Below are 26441 nucleotides of genomic sequence, written 5' to 3'. Positions count from 1 at the left end.
AAGTCTATAAGTATAATTTTTGAAGTGAAATCAGAATTTGAAAACTTGTAGGTGTTAAAAATATAAAAATGATCATAGAACAAATTTATACAGGTTGTTTAGCTCAAGGGGCTTACTACATAGAAAGTAATGGCGAAGTTGCTATTATAGATCCATTAAGAGAAGTACAAGATTATATAGATAGTGCAGCTAAAAATAATGCGAAAATCAAGTATATTTTCGAAACACATTTTCATGCAGATTTTGTGAGTGGACATGTTACCTTGGCAGAAAAAACGGGCGCACAAATTGTATTTGGCCCAACAGCAAAAACAAATTTCGATGCCATTATTGCAGAAGATAATCAGGTTTTTAAAGTAGGAAATATTACCATTACGGTATTACACACTCCAGGTCATACAATGGAAAGTTCTTGTTATTTGTTAAAGGATGAAAACGGAAAAGACCATGCACTTTTTAGCGGTGATACCTTGTTTTTAGGTGATGTTGGTCGCCCAGATTTAGCTCAAAAAAGCGATGTAACGGAAAAAGATTTAGCAGGTTTTTTGTTTGATAGTTTACGTACCAAAGTAATGACTTTAGCCGATGAGGTTATTGTATACCCTGCTCATGGAGCTGGTTCTGCTTGTGGTAAAAATTTAAGCAAAGAAACGGTTGGTACAATTGGTAACCAAAAAGAAACCAATTATGCGTTAAGAGCAAACATGACCAAAGAGGAGTTTGTGAAAGAAGTAACGGATGGTTTATTGCCTCCTCCAGCTTATTTTCCTTTAAATGTAAAGTTGAATAAAGAAGGGTATAAAAGTATTGATGATGTGATTAAAAACAGTGAAAAACCATTATCTGTTAAAGATTTTGAAATCATTGCAAATGAAACAGGTGCCATTGTTTTAGACGTTCGTCATCAAACGGAGTTTGTAAAAGGGTTTATTCCACAGTCTATTTTTATTGGTATTGATGGAGGATTTGCTCCTTGGGTTGGTGCATTAATTAAAGATATTAAGCAACCAATTTTATTAGTTGCTCCAGAAGGAAGAGAAGAAGATACCATTACCCGTTTGTCTAGAGTTGGTTTCGATAATGTTTTAGGGTATTTAGAAGGAAACTTTGCTGCTTGGCAAAAAGCAGGTAAAGAAGTAGATACATTAACATCTGTTTCTGTTCAGGTTTTAGAAGATAAAATAAAAGAAAATGCAGTAGTTTTTGATGCTAGAAAACCAGGAGAATTTGCAAGTGAACATGCAGTTGTAGCAAAAAATACACCGTTAGATTTTTTAAATGATCATATTTCTGAATTTCCAGAAAAAGGAGATTTTTATGTGTATTGTGGTGGTGGTTATCGTTCTGTAATTGCAGCTTCTATATTAAAAGCAAGAGGTATTCACAATGTAATTGATGTTGCAGGCGGTTATGCAGCCATAAGAAATTCTAACATAGAAAGAACAGCGGCTGTTTGTCCTTCAACTTTAAAATAAGAAATTATGAAAAATGTTTTATGCCTTTTATTTATTGGTTTCTTTTTTATAAACTGTAATTCTCAAGAAGACGTTAAGTCTGTGTCTACACAAGAATTAAAAGAGTTACTTTCTAAAGAAAAAGTTCAATTAATGGATGTTAGAACACCTGCAGAAATAAATGAAGGTGCTATAGAAACAGCAACTTTTGCAAATTATTTTGATGCTGATTTTAAAGAAAAAGCTTCTAAGAAATTAGATAAATCTAAACCAGTGTATTTATACTGTAGAAGCGGAAAAAGAAGTGTAAAAGCCTCTAAAATTCTCAAAGAAAATGGTTATGAAGTCTACAATGTTTTAGGTGGATATAACAAATGGAAACAAGAAAATTAAAAAATATGAAATCTCAAATAGAAATAGAAAACTTAAAATGTGGCGGTTGCGCTGCAACTATTAAAAAAGGTTTGTTAGCCTTAGATGGTGTTACTGAAATAGAGATTGATATCGAAAAATCAATTGTTTCTATTGCATCAGAAAAAGAAAATTTAGAAGAAATTAAATTAAAGCTTTCTAAATTAGGATATCCAGAAGTTGGAGATGCAAATACGATTGTACACAAAGCAAAATCTTTTGTGAGTTGTGCCGTTGGTAGAATGGATTCTTAACGTTAAAAAAGATATAAAAAGAGAGAACAAGAACCTTAAGTTGGGTTTTTGTTCTCTCTTTTTTGTATTTTAGATTTATATAAAATAAACAAGGTTGAGTATTTATAAATCCATTTTTATTGCATTTTTTTTATGCTTTGTAACAAGCTTAAACGCTCAGTATTCTGCTGAATATTTAAAGTATCATAAACTGCATCCAGAAGATGGAAGAGTCCGTTTACAACAAGAAACTAGTATTACAATAAGCATTATAAATGATAGTTTACAAATAGACCAAGAGTTTATTGAAGAAGATTTGTATTTAAATGATGCCGCAACGTATAACTCTAAAAACACCTTAAATTTCTCTGCGTTTTTCGAATTAAAGAATATAGAAGCTTCTTCTTTTTCTTTTGAAAATAATGAATATGTAGAGAACAAAGTAGAAAAATTTACTGAGAAAGATGAATTGAATCAGTCTTTTCATGATGATTCTAAATTGTTAAATTTTGTATATTCTAACTTAAAAAAAGGGTCGAAATCTAGATTAAAATATAGCCAAGAAATTAAAAACCCTCGTTTTTTAACTCCTTTTTATTTTGGTGATTATTTTCCTATTGAACAAAACAAGGTAACCATTATTGCTGATGAAAATGTAACGCTAGAATTTAAGGAATTTAATATTTCTGATGCTCAAATTACATTCAGTAAAGAGAAAAAAGGAAAGACGATTATTTATTCTTGGACGTTAAATAACCAACCCAAATATGAATATGAGTCTAATACACCAAGTTATAAAACCATTTTACCACATATAGTTCCTGTTATTACTTCTTATAAAATTAAGAATGAAAAAAAGAAGTTATTAGGTGAAGTTTCCGATTTGTATAATTGGTATTATTCGATGGTAGAAAATATAAATACAGAAGCTCCAAGTGAAGAATTAGTAGCTTTGGTTTCTAAAATTACTGCGGATAAAAAAACCGATTTAGAAAAGGTAAAGGCTATTTATTATTGGACACAACAAAACATAAAATACATTGCTTTTGAGTATGCTTTAGGTGGATTTATACCAAGAGAATCGAATGATGTTTTTAGAAAAAAGTATGGAGATTGTAAAGACAACTCGAGCATTTTATACAGAATGTTAGAAATTGCAGGCGTAAAAGGAAATTTAACTTGGATTGGTACCAGAAGTATTCCTTACACTTATAACGAAGTTCCAACGCCAGTTGTAGACAATCACATGATTCTTTCTTACGAAAACAATGGAAAAACCTATTATTTAGACGCCACTGGCAGATATATAAAATTTGGAATGCCAACTTCTTTTATTCAAGGAAAAGAAGCATTGGTTGGTTACGGAAAAGATTTTAAGATAAAAAAAGTGCCAATTATTGCAGCAAAAGAAAATGCTGTTATAGATGTTAGTAATATCAAAATAGAAAACGGTAACGTTATTGGTTCTTCAAAGACGATAATTTCTGGATATTTAAAAAGTGATATTTTTAATACACTAGAATCTGGAAATACGGAAGCTAAGTTGAAGAAGTTTTATAAACGCGTATTTGAAAAAGGAAACAATAGCTTTCAAATAAATAGTTTTAAGGAAACCAATAAATATCATTATGATGATGATTTTATAGTAGATTATGATTTTGAAATTAATAACTACGCTAAGAATTTAGGTGATGAAATTTATATCAATCTAAATTTAAAAAAAGAAATCTCTTTATTTAAAGCTGATAAAAATAGAAAAAACGCTATAGAATACGAATATCAAAAACACTATAAGTATACTACTAAATTAGAAATTCCGGTAGGTTATAAAGTAGACTATGTTCCAGAATCAATAACAGTTTCTAATGATTTATTAACTTCAGAAATCACCTATCAAGTAAAAGGAAATGAAGTAATTTATAATCATGAAATTGAGTTAAACTTCTTAGTTTTATCAAGAGAACAACAAAAAGAAGTAAACAAAGAGATTCAAAAAATTGAAAGAAATTATAAAGAAATTGTAGTTTTAAAAAAAGAATAAAAACAAATTAATTAATAATCATGATGTGTTAATCTGAATTTATTTCAGAACTTCATATAACAAATAAGACATGATTTTAAATAAACGAATGATGAAGAATAAAATTTACCTATTAATAGCTTTCTTATGTGTTTTTCAGATTGTAAACGCTCAAGAAAAACCCTTTTTCGAAAGCTATGATTGGGAGGTAAATCCGAATTATAAAGTAGATAAAGAAATTTCTGAAGATATGATTGCTGTTAAAGAAAAGACAGTAACAGAGTTTTATTTTCAAGAGGATTATTTGGTAGAATTCTTTTTAGAACACAAAGTTTTATGGTTAAATTCTGATGATGCAATCGAGGAGTTTAATAAAATCTATCTGCCATTTTCATCGGAAGCAGAAATGCAAGTAAATAAAGCGAGAGTAATTACTGCCGATGGAAAAATTATCAACTTAGATAAATCTAAAATTCTTACAGCAGAAGACGAAGAAACCGGTAATACGTATACATATTTTGCTTTAGAAGGTATTACAAAAGGTAGTTTTATAGAATATATGTATGTGGTAAAAAGACCGCCAAGTTATACCGGAAATAAATTTTACATTCAAGATGATTACTATAAAGATCAAGTAGAATTTGATCTGTATTCTCCAAGTAATTTGTTGTTTAAATTTAAGAGCTATAATAATTTACCAGATGTAGAAAGAGATACATTAAGTACAGATAAAATACATTATAAATTACATGTTTCTAAAGTTGAAAAATTAGAAAATGAATACCAAGCACCTTACAATGCTTCAAGAGGTTTTATCCTTTATAAAATGGATAAAAATGTAGATAATATGGATGTTGATATTATCTCTTACAGTAATATTGCAGAAACTGTGTACGCTTCTTATTATCCTGAATATTCTGAGAAAACAAAGGGATTACTAAATGATTTTATAAAAGAATTAGAGCTGCCAAAAGATGCAGATCAAGAAAGTATTATTAGAAAATTAGATTTTTATATAAAATCAACTGTGTACTCTCAAGATAGTTATAATCCAGATTTACAAGATTTAGACCTTATTTTACAGACACAAATAGCTAATGAAAGTGGTGTTATTAAATTATATGTTGCTGTTTTAAGAACCTTAAATATAGAACATGAATTGGTGATAACAACCGATAGAAATGAAATGAAGTTTGACCCAGAATTTGAAGCAACAAATTTTTTAACCGACTTTTTACTGTATTTCCCTACATCAAAAAAGTATCTATCTCCAAATGCATCCGGAACAAGATATGGTTTTCCGTTACCTTATCTAACGGACAATTATGGTTTTTTTTTAAAGGAAGGTGTTGTTGGAAATCTGAAATCTGTTACAGGTAGAATTACATATATAGAACCCGTAAAAGTAGATGAGGTTTTAGATGTGATGAAGGTAACCATTGATTTTAATAAAGATAATTTAACCGAAAATACCGTTCATTTAGATAGAGCTTTCGGCGGATATTACGCAATGAATATTCAGCCTTTTATGCATTTAATTCAGGGTGAAGATGCTAGAAATGACTTGGTAGATAGTTTTGTAGAAAGCATGACGTACGATTTTGAAGTAGAAAAAAGAGAGTTGATAAATGCCGATGCAGAACTGTTTGGAATTAAGCCTTTACAGATAAAAGTAGATTTTACTACGGAAGGTTTTGTAGAAAAAGCAGGAAGAAAATATTTATTTAAGTTGGGCGATTTAATTGGACAACAAATAGAAATGTATCAAGAAAAAGAAAGAGTTTTACCGTTAGAAGGACAGTTTCATAGAGGTTATAATAGAACCTTAACACTTCATATTCCTGAAGGTTATAAAATAACCAATTTAGAGGATATTAATATCGATAACTCGTATGTGAAAGACGGAAAAGAATTGTTCTTTTTTAAATCTTCTTATCAATTAAAAGGAAACACATTAACAGTAACAGCCAACGAATATTATAAAGAAAACAGTATTGAAGTTGACATGTATGAAGAGTACAGAACAGTCATTAATAGTGCGGCAGATTTTAATAAAATTGTTTTGTTGTTGGAAGCTGAATAATAAAACTACAAGATTTTAGAAAAGGGAGCATTTTGTTCCCTTTTTTTGTTTTTTAAATTACCTATCGTTGATGTATAAGAATAGTTGAGTTTGTAATGATCTTTGATTAAGCGTTAATCCGAAATTATTTTTATAAGGTATTTGAAGTTCGTTGTATTTTGTTTGCTGTTTATTAGTGTAATTTTAGATATAAATTATCTTATTTTTTTGCTCAAATTTTCCATTTTGTTAGATAATTCAACCAAATCGGTAAGTAACATATGAACAGCATCCTCACTCAAAACACCTCGTTTAAGGTCTTGTGGGACTTCATTTATTTTGTCTGCCATAACATCTTTCATATATTGAGATTCATAATATTTTTTTAATGTGTTTAAATTTTTTAAAGAACCAACAAGTTCATTCATTGCTTTGTCAGATTCTTCAACTACCATAGTGAGTTCGTCTAATATGTTTTCCATTTTTGTAATTCGGTCTATTATATTATTCATAAGTAGATGTTTTTTATTTTCATTTCACAAATCTATAATTTTAGATTTGTGAAGTTATTGAATGCATGTGATTTTTATGAACGGCTATTTTCCGAAGGAAAATTGAAGTGAATAAAAATGCAACTAACTTTGGTTAAACACTAAATTAATCAATTTTTTATTCGGTAGTTTTATTTTTTACCAGTTTTAATAAATGTAAATATGTCATTTTATTGTGAGTAAATATGACAGTTTTTCGGAATTATGACAAAATAACACTGAATAATTGTGATAAATACCAATAAATCGATTTTGGTATTTAATTTGTTTAAACATTATCGAAGTCGTAAAGATTTCAACTTTGAAATAATGTTTAATTTAAATTTTTTAATTATGAGCAATTTAGCAACTGTTCCTAAAAATGGAAGTTTAGCGAACAGCAATTCAAATCAAAACTTCCCAACTTTGTCAAATTGGTTAGATGACATCTTTAATAGAGACCTACCATCAGTATTCACTTCAAACTTTAATACTGGAATTACTTTGCCTAAAGTAAATATTAAAGAAACTGCCGATGCTTTTATGGTTGAAATGGCAGTTCCAGGTCTAAAGAAATCAGATTTCAAAATTGACCTTGATAATCAAGTATTATCTATTTCTACAGAAACAAAGTTAGAAAATGAACATAAGGAAGAAAATTATACTCGTAGAGAATTTGGTTATTCTTCGTTCAAGAGAACCTTTAATTTACCGGAAAGTGTAAACGATGAAAAGATTAATGCAAATTATGATAATGGTATTTTAAATATTCTTTTACCAAAAAAAGAAGAGGCTAAACAAAAGCCTGCCAGAAGCATTAATATTTCATAATTGTTTCACTAAATTTTAGAGCAAAGTATTAAGAAGGATGCTGATTTTTTTCAGCATCCTCTTAACAATAAGTTTAATTCTTTAAAATTATAATGTTATGCCAAGAAATTTTAAATCAGGGGATGGGTAACGGTTAAAGGAAAATTTACCTCACCAAAAATGCAAGTTATCAAATATATTTCAAAAACAAATTGATTAAAAATGATAGAAACTAGTAGTTTGTTCAAAACATTTAGAACAAATTCAAAATTAAGTTTAACATAAAATGTAAAGTGATGAATAAGTATATTTTATTATTTATGGTTTGCTTATTAAGTATTAGTTGTAAAGGACAAGCGAATGAAACTAAAAAAGTTGAAAAAGAAAATAATAAAACGGATATAGTTGAAGAGCCTAAAGGCACTTGGAAAGTTGATAAAGAATTTGATGAAAACGGAAATTTAATTAGATATGATAGTGTTTATTCATGGTCTTCAAATGATAAATTAGGTAATCTCTCAATGTCTGATAAAGATAGTTTGATGCAATCTTTTAAATCACGTTTTTTCTCAAATTATTCAGGATTTGAAAATCAAGGATTTGAAGATGTTTTTTCTCAAGATTCACTTTTTAGTAAACAATTCTTTAATGATGATTTCTTTGGAAGTAATTTTGGAAATGACTTTATGGATATTGATAAATTAAGAGAGCAAATGATTGCGAGACAAAAGAAGTTTTTAGAAAAATATCAGTCGAAACTTATCAAACCTGAAGGTGAAGTTGAAGACGAAAACTAAATGGTTTTCGTCTTTTTTTTTGTTAGGTCGAATTCTTCTTGCTTTACACACAATTTATATCAGTCGTCAGACTAAGTTCTGTTTTTTAAACCAAAAAAATCCCAAGCAAAAGCTTGAGATTTTAAAAAGTAATTTCATTAAGGAAACAAACGGTTTACCCTAAATATGTTTTTAAAAGATGTGTTTTAGATTGATGTTGTAAGCGTCTAATTGCTTTTTGCTTTACTTGGCGAACTCTCTCTCTAGATAAATCAATAGTTGCCCCAATTTCGGTTAAACTATAAGGACTCGGAAGATTAATGCCGTAAAACATTTTTATCACTTTAGCTTCCTTGTTAGAAAGCGTGTCTAAAGCTCTGTTTATTTCAATGGATAAAGATTGACTCATTAAGTCTTTATCGGGTCTTGGAGACTCGTCAGACTGTAATACGTTGTATAAGTTAGAATCTTCTCCTTCTTTAAAAGGTGCATCCATAGAAACATGTCTACCAGAATTTTTTAAAGATTGCTCAACTTCATCCTCTGTCATGTCTAACTGCTTTGCAATTTCTTTGTTGGTAGGCATACGCTGTTCTCCTTGTTCTAAACGAGCATAGATTTTTCGTATTTTATTAATACTACCAATTTTATTTAAAGGCAAACGTACTATACGAGATTGTTCTGCCAAAGCAGACATAATTGCCTGACGAATCCACCAAACAGCATAAGAGATAAATTTAAAACCTCTTGTTTCGTCAAAACGTTTTGCAGCTTTTACAAGGCCTAAATTCCCTTCATTGATTAAGTCAGATAGCTTTAAACCCTGACCTTGATATTGTTTTGCAACAGAAACTACAAACCTTAAATTTGCTTTTACAAGTTTATCCAATGCTCTGTTGTTTCCTTTCTTTATTTCTAAAGCTAATTCTACTTCTTCATCAGCAGTAATTAACCCAATTTTACTAATTTCTTGAAAATATTTTTCTAAAGATTTGGCGTCACGATTGGTTACTTGTTTTACAATTTTAAGTTGTCTCATATATTGTTTCGGTTTTTTAAAGATTAATTTTAAATAAATAAATTGCAATCATCACACGTTTTCACTTCTCCATAATACGTTTCTCGGTATTCATGGATAGTTTTAATAGGAATTCCTAAAAAATATTTTTTAATATAAGTTACTCTAGAATTTAAAGTTCCCATTGCAGAGGAATAGTATTTTTGATATTTAGTTTTTCTTTGTATTTTAATTATTTTCATATGTACAGTTTTAAATAAGTGTAAGAACACTTAATATGAAGTTGAAGATTAATACGGGTTTAATTTTCTTAAAAAATTAAGGAATAGAAAAACTAGAAAGCGAGTGCAATTGATTTATTAGAATGACCTTTTAGATAGTAAAAAGCGAGACTATAAATGCTTGTGTTATTATTGATGTATAAAAATGAATTTTTCATAATTTCCAATATACGACAAAACGAGCAATTTTCAATAGAAAATGCTCGTTTTGTTTGTTTTTTGATCAATTTTAATCAAAAACTATTAAAAAATGAAGTTTTTAATCAAAAACCTCGATGTAAGAATAAGAGAATAAATCCTTGGTTATCGCCCTGCGATTAAAACTTTAAGGTAACGCCAACTAAGAAATTTCTAGTTGCTTGCGGATAATAACCTGCACCATCTACCGTAGTAATTTGGTTTGGGTCAGACCAATCATCATCATATGTATAATAATAACCTCTGTCTACATATTCGGTATTAAAAATATTATTTACCAAAGCAGAAAATACAATCGATTTAAAAACTTTGTTTGGTGTTATTTGATACACAATATTAAAATCAGACGTAAAATAATCGTTTAAAACATCGTTATCAGAAATAGCACTTCCAAAATTACTCATGTATTGTTTGCCAACAAATTTAGATAAGAAAGAGAACTGTAAATTGTCTATTGGTTTAAAAATAAACATGTTTCCTGCAATAATATCCGGAGAAAAAGACAAATCTGTATTTCCTAAAGCTTGCGGAGTTGGGGTTCCATCTCTTGTTATAAAAAAGTCTCTGTTTTTATTAGAGCTAAAAGCTACATTCGGTTTTATAGAAAACTGATCTGAAACCGTAATATCTGCATCAATTTCTAAACCTAAACGATAACTGTCTCCAGAAGTTGCTCTTACAGGCGCGCCAACATCATCTAAAGCACCAGTTAATACCAACTGGTTTTTATAATTCATATAATAAATGTTGGAGTTTAATTTAAAGTTCTCCGACTTAAACCTCCAACCAAATTCTAAATCATTTAAAGTTTCGTGTGTGGTAACGCCAGCTTCAAAATCATTTCTGTTTGGCTCTCTGTTTGCAACAGCAAAAGAAGTATATAAATTATTATCGTTGTTAATTTTATAGGTTAAACCAACCTTCGGGTTAAAGAAATTAAAGTTTGCATCCACATCAATTGGTGCTCTTTTAGAAGTAATTCCTTTGGTTTCATAATTTACAAAACGCCCTTGTACATCTGCATAACCTGATAATTTCTCACTAATATCAAAAGTTGCTTTTGCAAAGATTGAAAAATCTGTTTTCTTAGCATCAGAAAAATAATATTGATCTCTAATATTTACATTTTCTGCTAAATCAGAACCCCAAATAACTTCACCAAAATGATCTCCAGAATAATTAGAATACGAAATTCCAGAAATTAAATTCAGTTTATCAGTTTTGTAATTCGTATTAAAATTTACAACATAAAAATCGTTCTCTAACCAACGTCTTACAATCACATCAGAACCATCTACAATTAAATTTCCAAAATCAGCAGCATCTTCTTCCGCTTTATATTGCTCAAAAAAACCAGCACCTTTTGTGTAGTTCAACGCTAAATTAGTAGACCAGTTTTCGTTTAATTTTTCATTCCAATGTAATTGGTAATGGTTTTGGTCATAATCATCTACTTCATTGTCATACGTATAAGGATTCTGTCTTCTATCTTCTTTAAGTTGATCTGCCGTTAAACCTTCCCAAGCTTGGTACGTAACTTCTTTTCCACCAAAAGTAACCGCTTTTATCAACGTGTTTTCATCGGTATAACTACCTTGTAAATAGTACGATTTTATATCAGAGCTTGCTCTATCTACATAACCATCAGAATAAATATTAGACAAACGACCTGCAATTTCTATGTGGTCGTTAATTTTACCTGTTGTAAATTTTACGGTATGTTTTCTAGTTCCGTAAGAACCAAAAGAGTTGGATATTTCTCCACCAGCTTCCTCGGAAACAGCATCCGTTAAAATATTTAAACTCGCACCAAAAGCACCAGAACCATTGGTTGAGGTTCCAACACCACGTTGCAGTTGTAAATTTTCTGTAGAAGAAGCAAAGTCTCCTAAATTCACCCAAAAAGAACCATGACTTTCAGCATCATTATAAGGTATTCCGTTTACGGTAACATTAATTCGCTCTCCGTTAGAACCACGCACGCTCATGTAGGTATAACCAACACCTGCACCAGCATCTGATGATGAAACCACAGAAGGCATATAATTAAGCAGAATAGGAATATCCTGACCTAAATTACGGGTTGCAATTTCCTTTTTAGAAAGATTAGAAAACGTTACTGGCACATCAGCATTTACACGAACTGCAGAAACCAAAACTTCTTCTAAAACAGTTGCATTTGGTACTAAAGTAAATTCAATTTCCTTGTTTTTGTCTAAAGAAATTTCTTTAGAAACGGTGTTATAACCAATATATGAAACCTGAATGGTGTAGTCTCCTTTTAGTAGATTTAATTGAAACTTTCCATCAAAATCGGTAGAAGTTCCTTTGTTGTTTTCTTTCACCAAAATAGTGGCTCCTGGCAAAGATTCATTGTGTTCGTCTACTACTTTTCCTTTTAAAGTTAACGACTGGGCGTTTGCAAATATACCTGCAAACAAGAATAAAAAAAATGTGATTTTTTTCATTTTAAAATAATTTAAAACGAATAAAAAGAGGTAATTATTCTTGTGATTTATGTTGAATAATTAGTGTTTATCATTTATGTAAAATAAGAACAAAATAATTTTCAGTTAAATTGTTTTACGCTACATAACGATATGTTATGCAAAATGGCGATTATCGCCTCCCTAAACAGCATTACCTGTTCTAGGTTCATTGGGTATGATCTCAGCCTTAAAAAGTTGAAAGTTTATATCGTTAAAAGTATAAAAAGTCTGTTGAGACTGAAAACTGATAACTGAAACTGCCAACTAAAAAGCACCCCTTTATGAGAACGCTGCAAAATTACCTCAGTTTTTTGACATAAAGAATAACAAAAGCTTTTTTTTTTGAAGCTATTTCCTGCTTTCACTACTCGCTTTTTTTATCCTAAAAAGGGATAAAAAAGAGCTCAAACATGTCGTTCAATCAGGGCTACATTTGTTTGCTAACTTTATTAAAATAAAATTGTAATTAGTAGTTAATGTTTTTTTCTATCTTTAGAAAACCAAAATCATCAAAATGAAAAAAAGTATTGTAATTTTATGTCTTATAATTGGCTTAATATCTTGTCAAAAAAAACAAAGTGGTTATATTGTAGAAGCAGATATTACAGGTTTAAAAGACAGTACAAAAGTACTTTTATTTAATTCTAATACTTGGAAAGAATTAGATTCTACAATCATCATAAATAATAAATTTACTTTTAAAGGAAAATTAAATGATCCTACACCTGTTGGTATTTATATTTCTGATGTATCTATTGGTTTTTGGTTAGAAAATAAAAAAATTACGATAAATTCTTCTAAAGAAGAACTATTAGAAAAAAATAATGACTTTAGTAAAATTATTACAGGTAGTGAAACAAATAAAATTGCACTTCGTCATGAAAAACTTTTGAAGCCTTTTAGAGGCAGACAAGCAGAAACGTATAAAAAATTTAATAAAAAACTTATTTCAGAAGAAGCATATAAAGCATATAGAGATTCAATTACAAATACTTCTACTAAATTTCTATTCGAGAATCCTAATAATTATTTTTCTTTATCAGAAATCTTAGATTACAGGTTTGATTTAAAAAAAGAAAAACTAGAAGATTATTTCAGTCAACTTCCTTTAGAATTAAAAAAATCTAGTTACGGAAAAATATTGGATGATTTTTTACACTTAAAACGAGTTAAAGAAGGAGATGATATTGTAGATATTATCGGAAAAAACTTAGATGGAGAAGAAATAAAATTAAGTGATTTTAAAGGAAAAGTAGTGCTGTTAGATTTTTGGGCAGGTTGGTGTCCTCCGTGTATAAAACAAATAAAAGAAGAATTTCCTCCGTTAATAGAAAAATACAAAGACAAAAATTTTCAGATTGTAAGTTATTCATTTGATATAAGAAGAGAAATGTGGAAAAATGCAAGTGATAAATTACAAATAAGTTGGCCAAATTTTTCTAAACTAACTAAGATTAATATCGATCCGGTAGCTCTACAATATAATATATCATCCATACCAATTACTTTTATTATTAGTGAAGAAGGTAAAGTGTTAAAACGCGTTGAGTATGATGATGATTTAGAAAAAGAATTGGATAAAGTTTTATTGGGTATAGAGTAAATTTAAATTATACATCATCCTATTTATTATTTTAGCTTTTGTAATTTGCTTTATTATATTACGACTGCTAAAATCTAAAACAAACTTTTGATCAATTTAAAACATTCTAAAACTGCTATTCTTATCTTTTCGCTTTCGCAAGAAGCCGAAAATTTACGTAAGCCTTTCCTTCAAAAAAAGGATACGGCTAGCAAACTGAATGCTTTAATTAAAGAAAAAGTTAGTTCTTTAGATGTAGACTACTTTCATTATACAGAGAAAGATCAAAAAGGAAATAATTTTGGAGAACGTTATGTAAATACCGTTTCAGACATTTTTAAGAAAGGGTATAATAATGTTATAACAGTTGGTAACGATACTTTAGGTTTAGAAAAAAAGCATCTTCGTGCCGCCATAGAATCCGTAGAAAACAATCAAATACCTGTTGGACCTTCTTATGATGGTGGTTTTTATCTTTTGGGTATACGTAAAGATCAATTTAAAGCCTCAGAATTTCTTTCACTTCCTTGGGAGTCATCAACATTATATAAAGAGTTAAAAACACTTTTATCAGAAAAAGAAATAGCAACTGCTACACTTCCTTATTTATACGATTTAGATGAAGAGTTAGATATTTCTAAAAACATTGCGACACTTTCTTTTCTAAAAATAAAAGCACTTAAATTATTACAAAACCTACAAGTAGTAATTTTAAAAGTAAGCAAATACATTCTTCAACAATTTAAAGAAGCTTCATTAAATCACCCATACAATAAAGGACCTCCATTGGTTTGTAATTAATTATAAGTACAATTTTCTGTAAAAACAGGACTTATTATTTTACATACATTTTAACTCAAACTAATGAAAAATTTATTTTTCGGGTTACTTGCGCTATTTACTATTAGCCTAAGTGCTCAAGAAGATCTTGTCGTCTACGTTATAGATTATGAGACCAAAGCACCAATTAAAAACATAACTGTTACGCTTGTGAATGATCAGCAAGGTTATGAAGCAAAAAAGACTACAAACGAAGTAGGTAAAGCCTCTTTTAATTCCATTGTCGCTGCAAACGGTTACCAAGTTATTTTTGATGGAAACAAAACATACGGAACCACTATTTCTGATATGGTAGATGTGCGTTCTAATGAAGAATCAGTAGTCAAATTGTTATTGTTTCCGGCTTCGTTTCAGCAAGAAATATTAAACGAAGTTGTTGTTACTGCTTTAGGTATTAAAAGAGAAAAACAATCTTTAGTTTCTTCCGTAACTACTATAAAACCTGCGGCTCTTACAGAAGTTACGCTTACGAACGTGGTAAATAGCCTTGCAGGACAAGTTGCTGGTGTAAAAGTTACCAATGGTTCTTCTGGTGTAGGATCTTCTTCTCGTATTGTTATTCGTGGAGAGAATTCTTTAAGCAGCTCCAATCAACCTTTATTTGTTGTTGATGGTGTGCCTATTAGTAATGAGCAAATTACAAGTGATTTAGTAAACGATGGTTCGTTACAAGAAGTGGATTATGGTAATGGAGCATCTGAAATTAGTCCGGATGATATTGCTTCTATCTCTATTTTAAAAGGAGCAGGTTCTGCTGCTTTATATGGTGCTAGAGCCGCTAACGGAGTGGTATTAATTACTACCAAAAGAGGTGAAAAGAAAAAAGGTTTAGGTATTAGCATTAATAGCTCTTTAACTATAGAAACTTTATTAACCTTACCAGATTATCAAAATGTATATGGTGGAGGTTCTAATGGTGAATATTCTTTTCAAAATGGTGCTGGAGCTGGCGTTAATGATGGTGGTTTAAGTAGTTATGGTCCGCGTTTAGATCAAGGTTTTTTAATCAATCAATTTGATAGTCCATCTGTAGATATTAATGGAAATACAGTTCGTGCTGGAGACGTTATTGCAAGAACACAAGCAGACGGAACTTTAACGCCTATTACACCAACTGCTTGGGTTTCTAATCCTAATAATGTACGTGATTTTTTTAAAACCGGAATTACGAAGCAAAATAATATTGCTATTAGCTCTTCTGGCGATAAAGGAAGTAGTAGATTTTCGTATAGTAATTTAATAAACGAAGGAATTGTACCTAATACCGATTTAAAAAGAGATGGTATTTCTATAAGTTTAAACCAAGAATTACACAAAAAGTTACATGTAAATGCTTTTGTTAATTATATTAATACAAGAAGTGGAAACCGTCCTAATTTAGGATACGGATACGAAAACCCTCTTTATGGTTTTAATTGGACAGGTAGACAAGCAGATATTAATTCTTTTAGAAATTATTGGCAAGCAGGACAAGAAGGTTCTCAACATTTTGATATTAACTACAACTGGTTAACAAACCCTTATTTAACTGTTTTTGAAAACACCAACAGTTTTAATAAAAACAGATTTTTAGGAAACGCTGCCGCTGTTTACAATATTACAGACAAATTAACTGCAACTGTACGTACTGGTTTAGATACCTATAATGATAAGCGAGAATTTAGACGTGCTGTAAGTACCAATGCAAATCTAGAAGGATCTTATAGAGAAGACAATGTGTTTTTTAAAGAATTAAACACAGATGTATTAATCTCTTATGATGATGTAATTAATGAAAATTGGAAATATAATGTAAGTGCAGGTGCTAACCGTTTTGATCAAGAAATAGAATACAGTTATACTTTAGCGCCTCAATTAGCTATTCCAGATATTTTTACACTTGCAAACTCTAAAGCTGCTTTGGTTGCAGAAAGTAATACGTTTACTAAAAGAATAAATAGTGTATATGCTACTGGTAATCTAAACTATAAAGATGCTTTTTATTTTGATGTTTCTTATAGAAATGACTGGAGTAGTACTTTACCTGCCAATAACAATTCTTTTGGATATTATTCTGCCGGTGTAAGTGCTGTAATTAGTAAGTTAGTGACATTACCTGAAGCAATCTCTTTCTTAAAACTTCGTTTTAGTGGCGCAAGTGTTGGTAATGATACAGATCCTTATCAAAACAACCAGAACTATTTATTAAATCAAAATTACGGAACCAATTTTCGTGTAACCAATGAGAATGTGCTAAAGAATTCCAATTTAAAACCAGAAAGATTAAATGCTTTAGAAACTGGTTTAGAAGCTTGGTTTTTAAACAATCGTTTACAAGTAGATCTTTCTGCCTATCAAAATACGAGTGTAGACCAAATTATATCTAGTCCTATTTCTCAAGCAAGTGGTTTCGGTAATTTTAACATAAACGGTGGAGAAGTTCGTACGAGAGGTTTAGAAATTTTATTGAGTAGTATTCTAATTAAAAATAAAGATTTTAAATGGGAAAGTTCTGTAAATTTCTCTACTTCTAAAAGTATTGTAACAGAGTTACCAGAAGGAGTAGATCAATTTGTAACGGGTTCAGCAGACGTGTTTTCTGGTTCTGGAGGTTCTAATAGTGTTTTTTATATTGCTCAAGAAGGTGGTAGAGTTGGAGATATGTTTGGTACTGGTTTTGTAGAAATTGATGGAGAGATTCTTCACAATGCTAATGGTCTACCTGTACAAGATCCTAATTTACGCTTATTAGGAAATTATAATCCAGATTTTCAAGTAGGTTTTAATAATAACTTCACCTATAAAAATATAAACCTATCCTTTTTATTCGACTGGAGACAAGGTGGAACAATCGTTTCAAGAACTAAAGCTTTAGGAAGTACTTCTGGTGTATTAAAAGAAACTTTAATAGGCAGAGAAACAGGTATTGTAGGTAACGGTGTAGTTAATGTTGGTACAGATGCAGCTCCACAGTATGTTGCAAATACTACTAATGTTTCTGCACAAACATACAATAATAGCTTTTTTGATCGTGGTAATGAAGCAAGTGCATTGTATGATGCTTCTTATTTAAAGTTAAGACAACTAAGTATTTATTATAAATTTAATAAGAGCTTAGTCAATAGAATTGGTTTCCAAAAAATAAAAATTGGGTTAACAGGTAGTAATTTATTCTTATTTACAGAAAACCCTCACTTTGATCCAGAACTAAATGCTTTACAAGGACAAAGTGTAACACAGGGTGTTGAAGATTTCTCATACCCATCTACAAGAAGTTTCGGAATTAGTATTAAAACTGAATTTTAAGAAAATGAAAAATTATAAAAATATATTTTTAGCAATCTTCGTTTTTAGTACATTTTTTACTGCGTGTACTAGCGGTTTCGAAGAAATTAATACAAATAATAATAATCCAGAATCTGTTGCTCCGCAATTTTTATTAACCAATGTTCTTTCGGTTTCTTCCGATTTAAATGCATACGACCAAGGCTTTAGACAAGCCAATTATTTAGCTCAATTTTCGGCTAGTATTGAGTTTGAACGTATTGATCGTTATGAAATGGGATCTAATAGTGGGTATTGGAATGCTATTTTTGGTTTACTTTCTGATATTGAATCGATACAAAATTCAGAAACCACAAACAGTGCTTATAATGCGGTTGGTGATATTATGAAAAGTTATTTATTCTCTCAACTTACCGATTTATGGAATGATGTTCCGTATTCTGAAGCTTTAGGAGCTGTTGATGGTGTTTTTTCTCCTAAATACGATACACAAGAAAGTATTTATACAGATCCTGAAACAGGTATTTTGGCGACTTTAAAAAATGCTGCCACAACATTAGAAAACAACAATGCTATTATTGAAGGTGATGTTTTATTTAATGGAGATTTAAGTAAATGGATAAAATTTGCCAACTCTTTACAAGTCCGTTATTTAATGCGTATTAGTAAGCGTTTAAGTGATTTTTCAGACTTACAAGCTTTGGCAGATTCCGGTAACATCATGCAATCTAACAACGATAATGCGGTTCTTCCTTATTTAAGTACATCACCAAATCAGTTTCCTTTATTTAATGCTGCTTCTGGTATTAATAATGAACATACTATGACGATTACTGTAGAAGAAATTTTAAAATCTTGGAACGATCCTAGAATGGCAGTTTTATATAAAGCAACAAATGCAACTGCTAATACAACCGCAGAATTTCATGGTTTATTAAACGGACAATCGAATAATAGTATTGCCGCTAGTGGTGTAGACTTAAATAATATTTCTTTATTCGGAAGTATTTTTAGAGATACTCCTAACGGCGTAGATGCACAATACATGCAATATTCCGAAACTCAATTTGCTTTGGCAGAAGCTGTTGTAAAAGGTTTTATTTCTGGTGATGCAAATATGTATTACCAAAACGGAATTGCCGCTAGTTTTGCTTATTATAACACAGAAATTCCTGCAGATTATTTTACAAGAACTGCTATTGCTTTAGACGGAAGTGAAGATGATATCACAAAAATTATGACTCAAAAATGGTTGAGTTTAATTTCTGTAGGTCATGAAGCTTGGTTTAATGTTCGCAGAACAGGAATTCCTAATCTAGTAGCTGGTCCAGATAATTTTAATCAAGATCGTTACCCAGTTCGTTATCTGTATCCAGAGTCTGAACAAGCTTCTAATAACGCTAATTATAAAGAAGCTGCAGAAAGGATTGGTGGAGACAATATTAATAGTAAAGGTTGGTGGGAAAAAGATTAATTTTTTAATCTTTAAATTAGAAATAAAGAAAGGTAAACCCATAATTTATACTTTAAAAATGTGGGTTTACAATCGAAATATAAAACATCATTATATAATGACAAATTACATGAAAACGATATACACATTTATATTATTCTTGCTGGTTTCTGCCTTTGCAGAAGCACAACAAAAACCGATACATTTAATTATAGATGCAGACACCGCAAATGAAGTGGATGATCTTTTTGCGTTGGTACGTGCTATAGATGAACCTGCACTTCATCTTTTAGGTATTACTTCTGCACAGTTTCATACATCGCCACAAGCAACTGATAATACGGTTGGTGAAAGTCAGGCTATTAATGAGCAAATCATTAAAGTGATGAACCGCCCAGAGATTAAATTGCCTTTAGGTAGTAATGTTCCGTTAGCGTCTATGACAACACCTTCTCCTTCGGAAGCTTCTAAATTTATTATTGAGAAAGCTCACGAAATGAAAGATAACGAAAAATTAGATTTGGTTATTTTGGGTTCTTGTACCAACGTTGCTTCGGCAATTTTAGAGGATCCTTCTATCATTTCTAAAATCCGAGTAAATTATCTTGGTTTTTGGCACACGGTAAAAACGAATACGTATAACAAAAAAGAGTTCAATTCTCGTAATGATCCTTTTGCAGTGGATGTACTTTTAAATACGGTAGATTTAGAGTTTAATGTAATGACGGCAACTACTTCTCAGCATTTAGTGTTTAAGAAAAAAACGATAGATAAGCAGTTAAAAGGAAAAGGCGGCATTAAAGATATTTTAGTAAATCGTTGGGATACGTATAACCGTTGGTGGACTAAAAAAGATCCTAAAAAGAAAAAATGGGTAATGTGGGACGTTGCTCTTATTGAGGCTTTAATAAACCCAGAATACGCAACGATAACGCCTTTACAAACGCCAAAAGAAAACACAAAACGAACTATTGGTGTGTACACAGATTTAGATAAAAAAGCAATGGAAAAAGCATTTTGGAAACACCTTAACAAGTTCTAATATGAAATATATTGATATACATACAGATTTAAAAGTCATCAAAGAATTTCTATTAGAAATCAATTTTTTAAAGGAGTCTGAAGAAATTTTATCCGTAGAAAAACCAGGAGAAGGAAATATGAATGTGGTGTTGCGTGTAAAAACCAATCAGCGTTCTTTTATTGTAAAGCAATCGCGTCCTTTTGTACAGAAATATCAAGATATTCCTGCGCCAGAAGATAGAATTGATGTAGAATATCAGTTTTATAAAGCGATTGAAAGTCCTGCTGTTACTTCTCATATTCCTAAAATTATTGCTTATGATGCAAAAAATTATGTATTGATTTTAGAAGATTTAGGGAATTGCGAAGACATGAGCTTTCTTTATAAAAACCGTGTTATTGAAACGGAATCAATTCAACTTTTGGTAGATATTCTTTCTAATATTCATAAAAGTGATATTTCTAATACGTATCCAGAAAACAAAGAATTACGTGCGTTAAATCATCAACATATATTTGTTTTACCTTTTGTTACAGATAATGGTTTTTCTTTAGATACGATTCAAGATGGATTAGAAAAAGTTTCTCAAACTTATAAAAATGATGAAAAATTAAAAGAGCAAATCACTTTAGTTGGAGAGCGTTATTTATCCGAAGGAACAACTTTACTACATGGAGATTATTATCCTGGTAGTTGGATGACCAAAGAAGATGATGTATTTGTAATTGATCCAGAATTTAGTTTTAAAGGTTTTCCAGAATTCGATTTGGGAGTTATGGCAGCACATATGGTGATGGCAACTGGAAATAAGCTATTAATTTCTACCGTAAAAAAAGCATATACATTAAAGTTTGATGAACGTCTTTTCTTGCAAATAACAGGAATTGAAATTATGAGAAGGTTAATTGGTTTAGCCCAACTTCCGTTGGATAGAACTTTAGATGAAAAGAAAGAATTGCTAGAAATAGCGAGATTATTAATTGTTGATTAATCTAACCCAGGTTTTTTTCTCAATGCTTTTTTTACAGAAGTTCTCTTTTTCTTTTCAGCATTTTTTCGAACAGAAGATTTACTTGGTTTTGTAGGTCTTCTTTTTTTCGGACGAATTAAATTGACACGTAATAATTCTAAAAAACGTTTGATAGCCAAATCTTTATTTCTGTGCTGAGAGCGAGATTCTTCACAAAATAAGATGAGGTTGTTGTCTTTTGTTAGCTTACTAGAAAGTTTGGTTTTTAAGAGGTCTTTTTCGTTATCAGAAAGAGACAGTGAGTTTTCTAAATCGAAAGTTAATTCAATTTTAGAAGACGTTTTATTTACATGCTGGCCACCAGCTCCAGAGCTTCTAATACCTTTAAAATTGAGTTCTTTTACTATGTTTTCTTTGTCCATTTTTTTATCACCTCGAGCGCAGTCGAGAGGTTTATTAAATTATGAGAAGTCTTAAAGAGTTCTTAATCAAAAAACTTTTTTAATACTCAAAAGGAGTGCCAAAATCACCTGTATTTTGATGCATAAAATGCATGTCTACATCTTGTAAAGAATCAGAGAAAGAATGCAAGTCGTTTTTATTAGCAATTATTTTATCTATAACTTCTGTTGCATTTCTTAAGCGCGTTTCTTTATCGCCTTTTAATAAAATATAGGGTCTGTTGTTATCTATTAAAGATTTTTTGAATGCATTAAACATTTCTAAACGCAATTCTGGTCTGTCTCGTAAATCATCTTCTTCCCAAGGTGTATCAATGTACGTTAACAGATATAAATCATATTGATTTTCGCTTGCCGCTTCGTTTAGTCTTTCATCAACAAAACCACCATAAAACTCTTCTGAGTATACTTTGGTTTCTAGTAAATCGGTATCGCAAATTAAAATTTTATCAGCCTTTTTTGCTAAAGAATTTTCTAATTTCATTTGTCCGATGGCAATAGGAAGTAAATCTTCTTTTTCGCACGTTTTACGCTCGTTGTTCCATTTTTCTTGTAAATATTCACGTGCAAATTCTGGTGCCCAAACCGTATGGTAATAACGTGCTAAATGACGAGAAAGTGTAGTTTTTCCTGAAGATTCTGGTCCAAAAAGCACCACTTTTACGATGTTAATTGGGTCTTGTTTAAGTTCTTTTTCCATGCTAAATAACCAGATATCGCTATAAAAGTAAATATTAAATATTGAAAACTCGTAAAAGTAAACCCTTTATAAAAATACAAAGGAGCAGAAATAATGTCTCCAACAATCCAATAAATCCAATTTTCTATTTTTCGTTTTGCCATTAACCACATACCAACAAAGAAAATTGCCGTTGTAAAAGTATCAACATAAGCGGTCCAGCTTGTCCATTTGTCAAAATAGCTGTAAACGCCATACACAAAAATAAGTGTTGCTATAAAGATGAGAATACTTTGTTTTTTTTCTTTAAAGGTTGTGGTCGAAATAGGTGTTTCATTTTCTCCATCACTTTTATAAGTCCAAATATACCAGCCATAAATACTCATAATAAAGTAGTATGCGTTTATCATCATATCACCTAAAAGTTCCCATTTATAAAGTAGGTACACAAAAATAAGTGTGCTAATCATTCCAGTTGGAAAGACCCAAATTTTATTTTTTTTAGAGTACCAAACCGATAAAAATCCGAAAATTATGGCAATAATTTCTAAAGAGATATCAATAGTAGAATAGGTTTCGTATTGTCCGAAAAGGAAATCGATAATTTCTGACATTTAGTTTTATTTGATGTTGTAAATGTAATCTTTTCAGTTTTTATTAGTAAAGGCAAAAGTAGAATTCATTTAAAACTACTTTCATTTCGACCTTTTGGGAGGAAATCTCAGGAAATTTGGTAATTGTTATGTTATCACTGTTATGGGATTTCTCAATACTTCGAAATGACAATTGTTGAGGTTTCTTTTTACGTTCAGTTTTTACTACACCTAGTTTTGTCATTTCGACCTTTTGGGAGAAATCACATAAAGCTTGGTTGTTATTATGTTATCATTGTTATGAGATTTCTCAATACTTCGAAATGACAAGTTTGTGGTTCAGTGTTGTGGAATCACTGTTATGGGATTTATCCTTGCGTCGAAAAGACAAACTGCGAGAAAAAATTATAGCGTATTATTTTTTAAGTTGATTAAAAAACGCTTCATCATTTTCAAAAGCAGTACCAATAACCACTAAATCTGCACCTGCATTAAACGCATTTTCTAATTGTTTTTTAGAACGAATTCCGCCACCAACAATTAAAGGAATGTTTAAATTCTCACCCACAAGAGTGATAATATTTGCTTCCACAGGTATTTTGGCGCCACTTCCTGCTTCTAAATAAATGAGTTTTTTACCAGATAATTCGCCAGCTAAAGCGGTGTTTAAAATCAGTTCTATATTTTCTTGTGCTATTGGTTTTGTATTGCTTACTTTTTGTGTTGCGGTTTCTTTTTGACCATCAACTAAAATATAACCCGTTGGCAAAATTTCTAAAGAGGAGTTTATTAAAAAAGGCACACTTCTTATTTGTTGTTCAATTAAATACTCCGGATTTCTGCCAGAAAGTAAACTTAAGAATAAAATTCCGTCTGCTTTTTGTGATATATGAGAAACATCACCCGGAAAAAGAATAACAGGCAAATGCGTTGTTTTTTTAATTGCTGCAACAACTGTATCCGTTACGTTGTCTTTATCTGTACTACCACCAACAAAAATATGAGTTGTTATAGATTGATGTACTTTTTCAAAAAAAGAAGCGATGTTTTTTAAATCAATCTTTTCTGGATCGATTAAAACTGCTAATAATTTTTTGCCTTCTTTTTTTGCTGATAAAATGTTCTTATAAATATTCACAACTGCGAAAATAAGAAATTACAAGCAGATTAATATTAAAGTGATCTGTTTTTACAAGTAGTACTAATCGCTTATTTAGAAAGTATATTTTTTTCTAAAATCCATAGGAGTAAAGCCTGTTTTAGATTTAAAGAACCTTGAGAAATAAGCGTAGTCAGAAAATTGAAGTGTCTCTGCAATAGCAGCTAAATTATTTCCAGAATGAATAATTAACCTTTTCGATTCTAAGATAATTCTTTCAGAAATTAATTGACTTGTAGTTTTGTTCAGTGCTTTTTTTACAACCCTGTTGAGGTGTTTGGTGGTGATGTTTAATTGATCGGAATAAAATTTAGGTAATTTCTCTTTATAAAAATTTTCATGTATTAAGTTTTCTAGATTTTCAAGTATCATAGAATAACTGGGAGAAACGAGTTTTTCTAAATTAACATCTGCAGTGTAAGCCCTTGTTAAATCTATGTAAATACTATTAATAAGGTTTATTATTTTTAACTCTCTTAACAGGTTTTGTTGTTGATATTCTGCATAGACTTCTTCAAACTTTAGTTTTAATACATCCATTTTTAATGGAGACAATTCTAAGAAAGGCGGATTCTGATTCGAATAATAAAAAGGAAACGAGTGAAGGGTATGATCTAAAAACTTAATTTCGTAAAATTCTTGAGAGTGAAAAAAGATAAAACCTTCTGGTTTTGTATCAAACTGCCAAGAATGAGTTTGTCCCGGTTTTAAAAAGAAAACCTTGCCTGGGTTTACTTGATAAGAGTTAAAATCAATTTCATGTTTACCAAACCCTTCCGTAAAAAGCACACATAAATAAAAATTATGACTGTGAGGTTTGTCAATTAACTTCTTATTCAACTCAATATGATTTGAGAACGAATTTATATACAGATCATTTAACGACTCGGATTCTTGAAATTGATCAATTTTTAAAACAGGTATTTTCATAATAATGTCCTAAAAGTACAAAAAATGGCGATTATACTATATGGTAAATGTAGTTTTATCAACTTAATTTTGTTCTATTATTAAATTAGAGAGTATGGCAAATGTAATTGATATGTTAAAATGTAAATGTCCTAATTGTAAAAAAGGGAAAATGTATAGTGAATTAGGGAATCTACTTATGTTTAGGTCTCCTAAAATGTATACAACTTGTAGCGAGTGTCATTTTAAATTCGAGAAAGAACCAGGTTTCTTTTTTGGAGCTATGTTTGTAACTTATGCACTTATATCGGCAGAAATGATAGCGGGTATGGTTTTATTTAAGTTTATATTAGGTTTCTCTTATATAACTGTTGCGCTTTTAGCAATTACAACGATTGTATTATTAAGTACCTTTAATCTAAGAATTTCTAGGTCTATCTGGATTTATATGTTTTATAGTGATTAATAAAAAATTGATTCTGAAAAGATATCTAAAAAAAAGTTTAATTTTAGTAATGGTACAATTTTAAATTTTAATTTTTTAGTGTGCAAACACGCACGTAAAACCTTCAAATTCTAAAAATTCTATAGTATAAGAAGTTTCTTCTCCGTCATATCTAATTTCACCAGTTGTCTTTTCATCAGAAAAATTAAAATCGTCAATATAAATATTTTCTAAAAATCTAAGTTTTTTCTTTCCATAGATTTTATACAAACTCTCTTTTCCTCCCCAAACAATGGTTAGTTTACTAATTAAAGCATCATGGTTTGCAATGGTTTTATATTCTTCTACAGGTGTAAATTTATGGGCTATTTTTAAAATTTTATCACGCTGTTTTTCTATATCTATTCCCACTTCAGACTCATAAGAAAAAATAATACCCGTAAATCCAAAAGAATGTGTAATAGAAATAAAACGTCCATTAGTTAAGTTGGGCTTGCCGTGTTCGTCATAAATTAAATCGGCATCAGTTAATCCAACTTCTTTTAAGAGATGTCTAATGCTTAGAAAACCTTTCTGATGGATATCAGATTTCATAGAGGCTAATCTAGCTTCATTGCTTTCTGTTAAAGAGATTCCTTGTTTTAACTCGGCAATAGTTTCTTCAATTTTCCATATGAAAACTTTAGTTGTGTTGCTGATAGTTAATGTTTTGTAAAGAGCCATAATTTTTAAAATGGATGTTGTAACTTTGCAGTTCGTAAAATTAGAATATAAATATAC

At 30.2% G+C, this 26441-nt stretch carries 24 protein-coding genes; 14 read left to right on the top strand and 10 right to left on the bottom strand.

What is annotated here, in order from left to right; translation table 11 throughout:
• The first annotated feature begins 68 nt into the window (after positions 1–68).
• The 5 genes from WHD08_RS10650 (at position 69) to WHD08_RS10630 (ending at position 6201) form a co-directional block, all read left to right on the top strand.
• Complete coding sequence (locus WHD08_RS10650) at positions 69–1475, top strand: MBL fold metallo-hydrolase (protein WP_208890855.1); 1407 nt, start codon at positions 69–71, stop codon at positions 1473–1475.
• A 6-nt stretch (positions 1476–1481) separates the two neighbouring features.
• The gene (locus tag WHD08_RS10645; protein WP_244183323.1) at positions 1482–1847 is read left to right on the top strand and encodes a rhodanese-like domain-containing protein; all 366 of its coding nucleotides are present in this window, start codon (positions 1482–1484) and stop codon (positions 1845–1847) included.
• A gap of 5 nt (positions 1848–1852) precedes the next feature.
• Positions 1853–2119 carry a heavy-metal-associated domain-containing protein gene (locus tag WHD08_RS10640; RefSeq protein WP_208890856.1) on the top strand — a complete coding sequence of 89 codons (267 nt, stop codon included), beginning with the start codon at positions 1853–1855 and terminating at the stop codon, positions 2117–2119.
• Positions 2120–2213: 94 nt separating this feature from the next.
• Positions 2214–4139 carry a transglutaminase-like domain-containing protein gene (locus tag WHD08_RS10635; protein WP_244183324.1) on the top strand — a complete coding sequence of 642 codons (1926 nt, stop codon included), beginning with the start codon at positions 2214–2216 and terminating at the stop codon, positions 4137–4139.
• A gap of 91 nt (positions 4140–4230) precedes the next feature.
• Positions 4231–6201, top strand: coding sequence for a DUF3857 domain-containing protein (locus tag WHD08_RS10630; protein WP_208890857.1), 1971 nt, complete (start codon positions 4231–4233; stop codon positions 6199–6201).
• Positions 6202–6395: 194 nt separating this feature from the next.
• Here the strand turns inward: WHD08_RS10630 and WHD08_RS10625 are convergent, their stop codons facing one another.
• Positions 6396–6692, bottom strand: a complete 297-nt coding sequence (locus tag WHD08_RS10625; protein WP_208890858.1) for a DUF4298 domain-containing protein — start codon at positions 6690–6692, stop codon at positions 6396–6398.
• 372 nt (positions 6693–7064) lie between these two features.
• On the opposite strand from WHD08_RS10625, the gene WHD08_RS10620 reads away from it, so the two are divergent.
• On the top strand, positions 7065–7541 hold the full coding sequence (locus tag WHD08_RS10620; RefSeq protein WP_208890859.1) for an Hsp20/alpha crystallin family protein: 477 nt from the start codon (positions 7065–7067) through the stop codon (positions 7539–7541).
• Positions 7542–7816: 275 nt separating this feature from the next.
• Positions 7817–8317, top strand: coding sequence for a hypothetical protein (locus tag WHD08_RS10615; protein ID WP_208890860.1), 501 nt, complete (start codon positions 7817–7819; stop codon positions 8315–8317).
• A 154-nt stretch (positions 8318–8471) separates the two neighbouring features.
• Here WHD08_RS10615 and WHD08_RS10610 read toward each other — a convergent pair whose 3' ends face one another.
• The 3 genes from WHD08_RS10610 to WHD08_RS10600 all read right to left on the bottom strand — a co-directional run bounded on the left by WHD08_RS10610 (position 8472) and on the right by WHD08_RS10600 (position 12261).
• Complete coding sequence (locus WHD08_RS10610) at positions 8472–9335, bottom strand: sigma-70 family RNA polymerase sigma factor (protein WP_208890861.1); 864 nt, start codon at positions 9333–9335, stop codon at positions 8472–8474.
• Between the two features lie 29 nt (positions 9336–9364).
• Positions 9365–9556 carry a hypothetical protein gene (locus WHD08_RS10605; protein WP_208890862.1) on the bottom strand — a complete coding sequence of 64 codons (192 nt, stop codon included), beginning with the start codon at positions 9554–9556 and terminating at the stop codon, positions 9365–9367.
• A gap of 356 nt (positions 9557–9912) precedes the next feature.
• Positions 9913–12261, bottom strand: a complete 2349-nt coding sequence (locus WHD08_RS10600) for a TonB-dependent receptor (RefSeq protein WP_208890863.1) — start codon at positions 12259–12261, stop codon at positions 9913–9915.
• A 535-nt stretch (positions 12262–12796) separates the two neighbouring features.
• On the opposite strand from WHD08_RS10600, the gene WHD08_RS10595 reads away from it, so the two are divergent.
• From WHD08_RS10595 to WHD08_RS10570, 6 genes are all read left to right on the top strand, one after another.
• Positions 12797–13885, top strand: a complete 1089-nt coding sequence (locus tag WHD08_RS10595; RefSeq protein WP_208890864.1) for a TlpA disulfide reductase family protein — start codon at positions 12797–12799, stop codon at positions 13883–13885.
• An 87-nt stretch (positions 13886–13972) separates the two neighbouring features.
• Positions 13973–14665, top strand: a complete 693-nt coding sequence (locus tag WHD08_RS10590) for a TIGR04282 family arsenosugar biosynthesis glycosyltransferase (RefSeq protein WP_208890865.1) — start codon at positions 13973–13975, stop codon at positions 14663–14665.
• A gap of 63 nt (positions 14666–14728) precedes the next feature.
• Positions 14729–17989, top strand: coding sequence for a SusC/RagA family TonB-linked outer membrane protein (locus WHD08_RS10585; RefSeq protein WP_244183325.1), 3261 nt, complete (start codon positions 14729–14731; stop codon positions 17987–17989).
• A gap of 4 nt (positions 17990–17993) precedes the next feature.
• Positions 17994–19442 (top strand): SusD/RagB family nutrient-binding outer membrane lipoprotein, encoded by a 1449-nt coding sequence (locus WHD08_RS10580; RefSeq protein WP_208890866.1) that lies wholly within the window; start codon positions 17994–17996, stop codon positions 19440–19442.
• A 109-nt stretch (positions 19443–19551) separates the two neighbouring features.
• Positions 19552–20463, top strand: coding sequence for a nucleoside hydrolase (locus WHD08_RS10575; RefSeq protein WP_208890867.1), 912 nt, complete (start codon positions 19552–19554; stop codon positions 20461–20463).
• Position 20464: 1 nt separating this feature from the next.
• Positions 20465–21436 (top strand): phosphotransferase, encoded by a 972-nt coding sequence (locus WHD08_RS10570; RefSeq protein ID WP_208890868.1) that lies wholly within the window; start codon positions 20465–20467, stop codon positions 21434–21436.
• Here the strand turns inward: WHD08_RS10570 and arfB are convergent.
• From arfB to WHD08_RS10545, 5 genes are all read right to left on the bottom strand, one after another.
• Positions 21433–21837, bottom strand: a complete 405-nt coding sequence (arfB, locus tag WHD08_RS10565) for an alternative ribosome rescue aminoacyl-tRNA hydrolase ArfB (RefSeq protein WP_208890869.1) — start codon at positions 21835–21837, stop codon at positions 21433–21435. The genes WHD08_RS10570 and arfB overlap by 4 nt on opposite strands.
• Positions 21838–21916: 79 nt before the next feature.
• The gene (locus WHD08_RS10560) at positions 21917–22576 is read right to left on the bottom strand and encodes an AAA family ATPase (protein WP_208890870.1); all 660 of its coding nucleotides are present in this window, start codon (positions 22574–22576) and stop codon (positions 21917–21919) included.
• Positions 22537–23169 (bottom strand): nicotinamide riboside transporter PnuC, encoded by a 633-nt coding sequence (pnuC, locus tag WHD08_RS10555; protein WP_208890871.1) that lies wholly within the window; start codon positions 23167–23169, stop codon positions 22537–22539. The genes WHD08_RS10560 and pnuC overlap by 40 nt, the downstream gene beginning before the upstream one ends.
• Positions 23170–23563: 394 nt before the next feature.
• On the bottom strand, positions 23564–24286 hold the full coding sequence (locus WHD08_RS10550) for a geranylgeranylglyceryl/heptaprenylglyceryl phosphate synthase (RefSeq protein WP_208890872.1): 723 nt from the start codon (positions 24284–24286) through the stop codon (positions 23564–23566).
• A gap of 75 nt (positions 24287–24361) precedes the next feature.
• A complete protein-coding gene (locus WHD08_RS10545; protein WP_208890873.1) occupies positions 24362–25237 on the bottom strand; it encodes a helix-turn-helix domain-containing protein in 876 nt (291 codons plus the stop codon).
• A gap of 94 nt (positions 25238–25331) precedes the next feature.
• Here WHD08_RS10545 and WHD08_RS10540 point away from each other — a divergent pair, with 94 nt between their 5' ends.
• Positions 25332–25682: a DUF983 domain-containing protein gene (locus WHD08_RS10540; protein ID WP_208890874.1), complete on the top strand. Its 351-nt coding sequence runs from the start codon at positions 25332–25334 to the stop codon at positions 25680–25682.
• Between the two features lie 75 nt (positions 25683–25757).
• On the opposite strand, the gene WHD08_RS10535 is transcribed toward WHD08_RS10540, so the two are convergent.
• Entirely contained in the window at positions 25758–26384 is a 627-nt protein-coding gene (locus WHD08_RS10535) for a 4'-phosphopantetheinyl transferase family protein (protein WP_165733905.1), read from the bottom strand.
• Positions 26385–26441: the final 57 nt, after the last annotated feature.

It is taken from the genome of Polaribacter sejongensis (assembly GCF_038024065.1).
Taxonomy (GTDB): domain Bacteria; phylum Bacteroidota; class Bacteroidia; order Flavobacteriales; family Flavobacteriaceae; genus Polaribacter; species Polaribacter sejongensis.
This window is presented reverse-complemented; position numbering and strand designations above follow the sequence as displayed.

Excerpts from the sequence above, each read along its gene's own strand:
- WHD08_RS10650 (WP_208890855.1), top strand. The coding sequence starts at position 69 with ATGATCATAGAACAAATTTATACAGGTTGTTTAGCTCAAGGGGCTTAC.
- WHD08_RS10645 (WP_244183323.1), top strand. The coding sequence starts at position 1,482 with ATGAAAAATGTTTTATGCCTTTTATTTATTGGTTTCTTTTTTATAAAC.
- WHD08_RS10640 (WP_208890856.1), top strand. The coding sequence starts at position 1,853 with ATGAAATCTCAAATAGAAATAGAAAACTTAAAATGTGGCGGTTGCGCT.
- WHD08_RS10630 (WP_208890857.1), top strand. The coding sequence starts at position 4,231 with ATGAAGAATAAAATTTACCTATTAATAGCTTTCTTATGTGTTTTTCAG.
- WHD08_RS10625 (WP_208890858.1), bottom strand. The coding sequence starts at position 6,692 with ATGAATAATATAATAGACCGAATTACAAAAATGGAAAACATATTAGAC.
- WHD08_RS10620 (WP_208890859.1), top strand. The coding sequence starts at position 7,065 with ATGAGCAATTTAGCAACTGTTCCTAAAAATGGAAGTTTAGCGAACAGC.
- WHD08_RS10615 (WP_208890860.1), top strand. The coding sequence starts at position 7,817 with ATGAATAAGTATATTTTATTATTTATGGTTTGCTTATTAAGTATTAGT.
- WHD08_RS10610 (WP_208890861.1), bottom strand. The coding sequence starts at position 9,335 with ATGAGACAACTTAAAATTGTAAAACAAGTAACCAATCGTGACGCCAAA.
- WHD08_RS10605 (WP_208890862.1), bottom strand. The coding sequence starts at position 9,556 with ATGAAAATAATTAAAATACAAAGAAAAACTAAATATCAAAAATACTAT.
- WHD08_RS10600 (WP_208890863.1), bottom strand. The coding sequence starts at position 12,261 with ATGAAAAAAATCACATTTTTTTTATTCTTGTTTGCAGGTATATTTGCA.
- WHD08_RS10595 (WP_208890864.1), top strand. The coding sequence starts at position 12,797 with ATGAAAAAAAGTATTGTAATTTTATGTCTTATAATTGGCTTAATATCT.
- WHD08_RS10585 (WP_244183325.1), top strand. The coding sequence starts at position 14,729 with ATGAAAAATTTATTTTTCGGGTTACTTGCGCTATTTACTATTAGCCTA.
- WHD08_RS10580 (WP_208890866.1), top strand. The coding sequence starts at position 17,994 with ATGAAAAATTATAAAAATATATTTTTAGCAATCTTCGTTTTTAGTACA.
- WHD08_RS10575 (WP_208890867.1), top strand. The coding sequence starts at position 19,552 with ATGAAAACGATATACACATTTATATTATTCTTGCTGGTTTCTGCCTTT.
- WHD08_RS10570 (WP_208890868.1), top strand. The coding sequence starts at position 20,465 with ATGAAATATATTGATATACATACAGATTTAAAAGTCATCAAAGAATTT.
- arfB (WP_208890869.1), bottom strand. The coding sequence starts at position 21,837 with ATGGACAAAGAAAACATAGTAAAAGAACTCAATTTTAAAGGTATTAGA.
- WHD08_RS10560 (WP_208890870.1), bottom strand. The coding sequence starts at position 22,576 with ATGGAAAAAGAACTTAAACAAGACCCAATTAACATCGTAAAAGTGGTG.
- pnuC (WP_208890871.1), bottom strand. The coding sequence starts at position 23,169 with ATGTCAGAAATTATCGATTTCCTTTTCGGACAATACGAAACCTATTCT.
- WHD08_RS10545 (WP_208890873.1), bottom strand. The coding sequence starts at position 25,237 with ATGAAAATACCTGTTTTAAAAATTGATCAATTTCAAGAATCCGAGTCG.
- WHD08_RS10540 (WP_208890874.1), top strand. The coding sequence starts at position 25,332 with ATGGCAAATGTAATTGATATGTTAAAATGTAAATGTCCTAATTGTAAA.
- WHD08_RS10535 (WP_165733905.1), bottom strand. The coding sequence starts at position 26,384 with ATGGCTCTTTACAAAACATTAACTATCAGCAACACAACTAAAGTTTTC.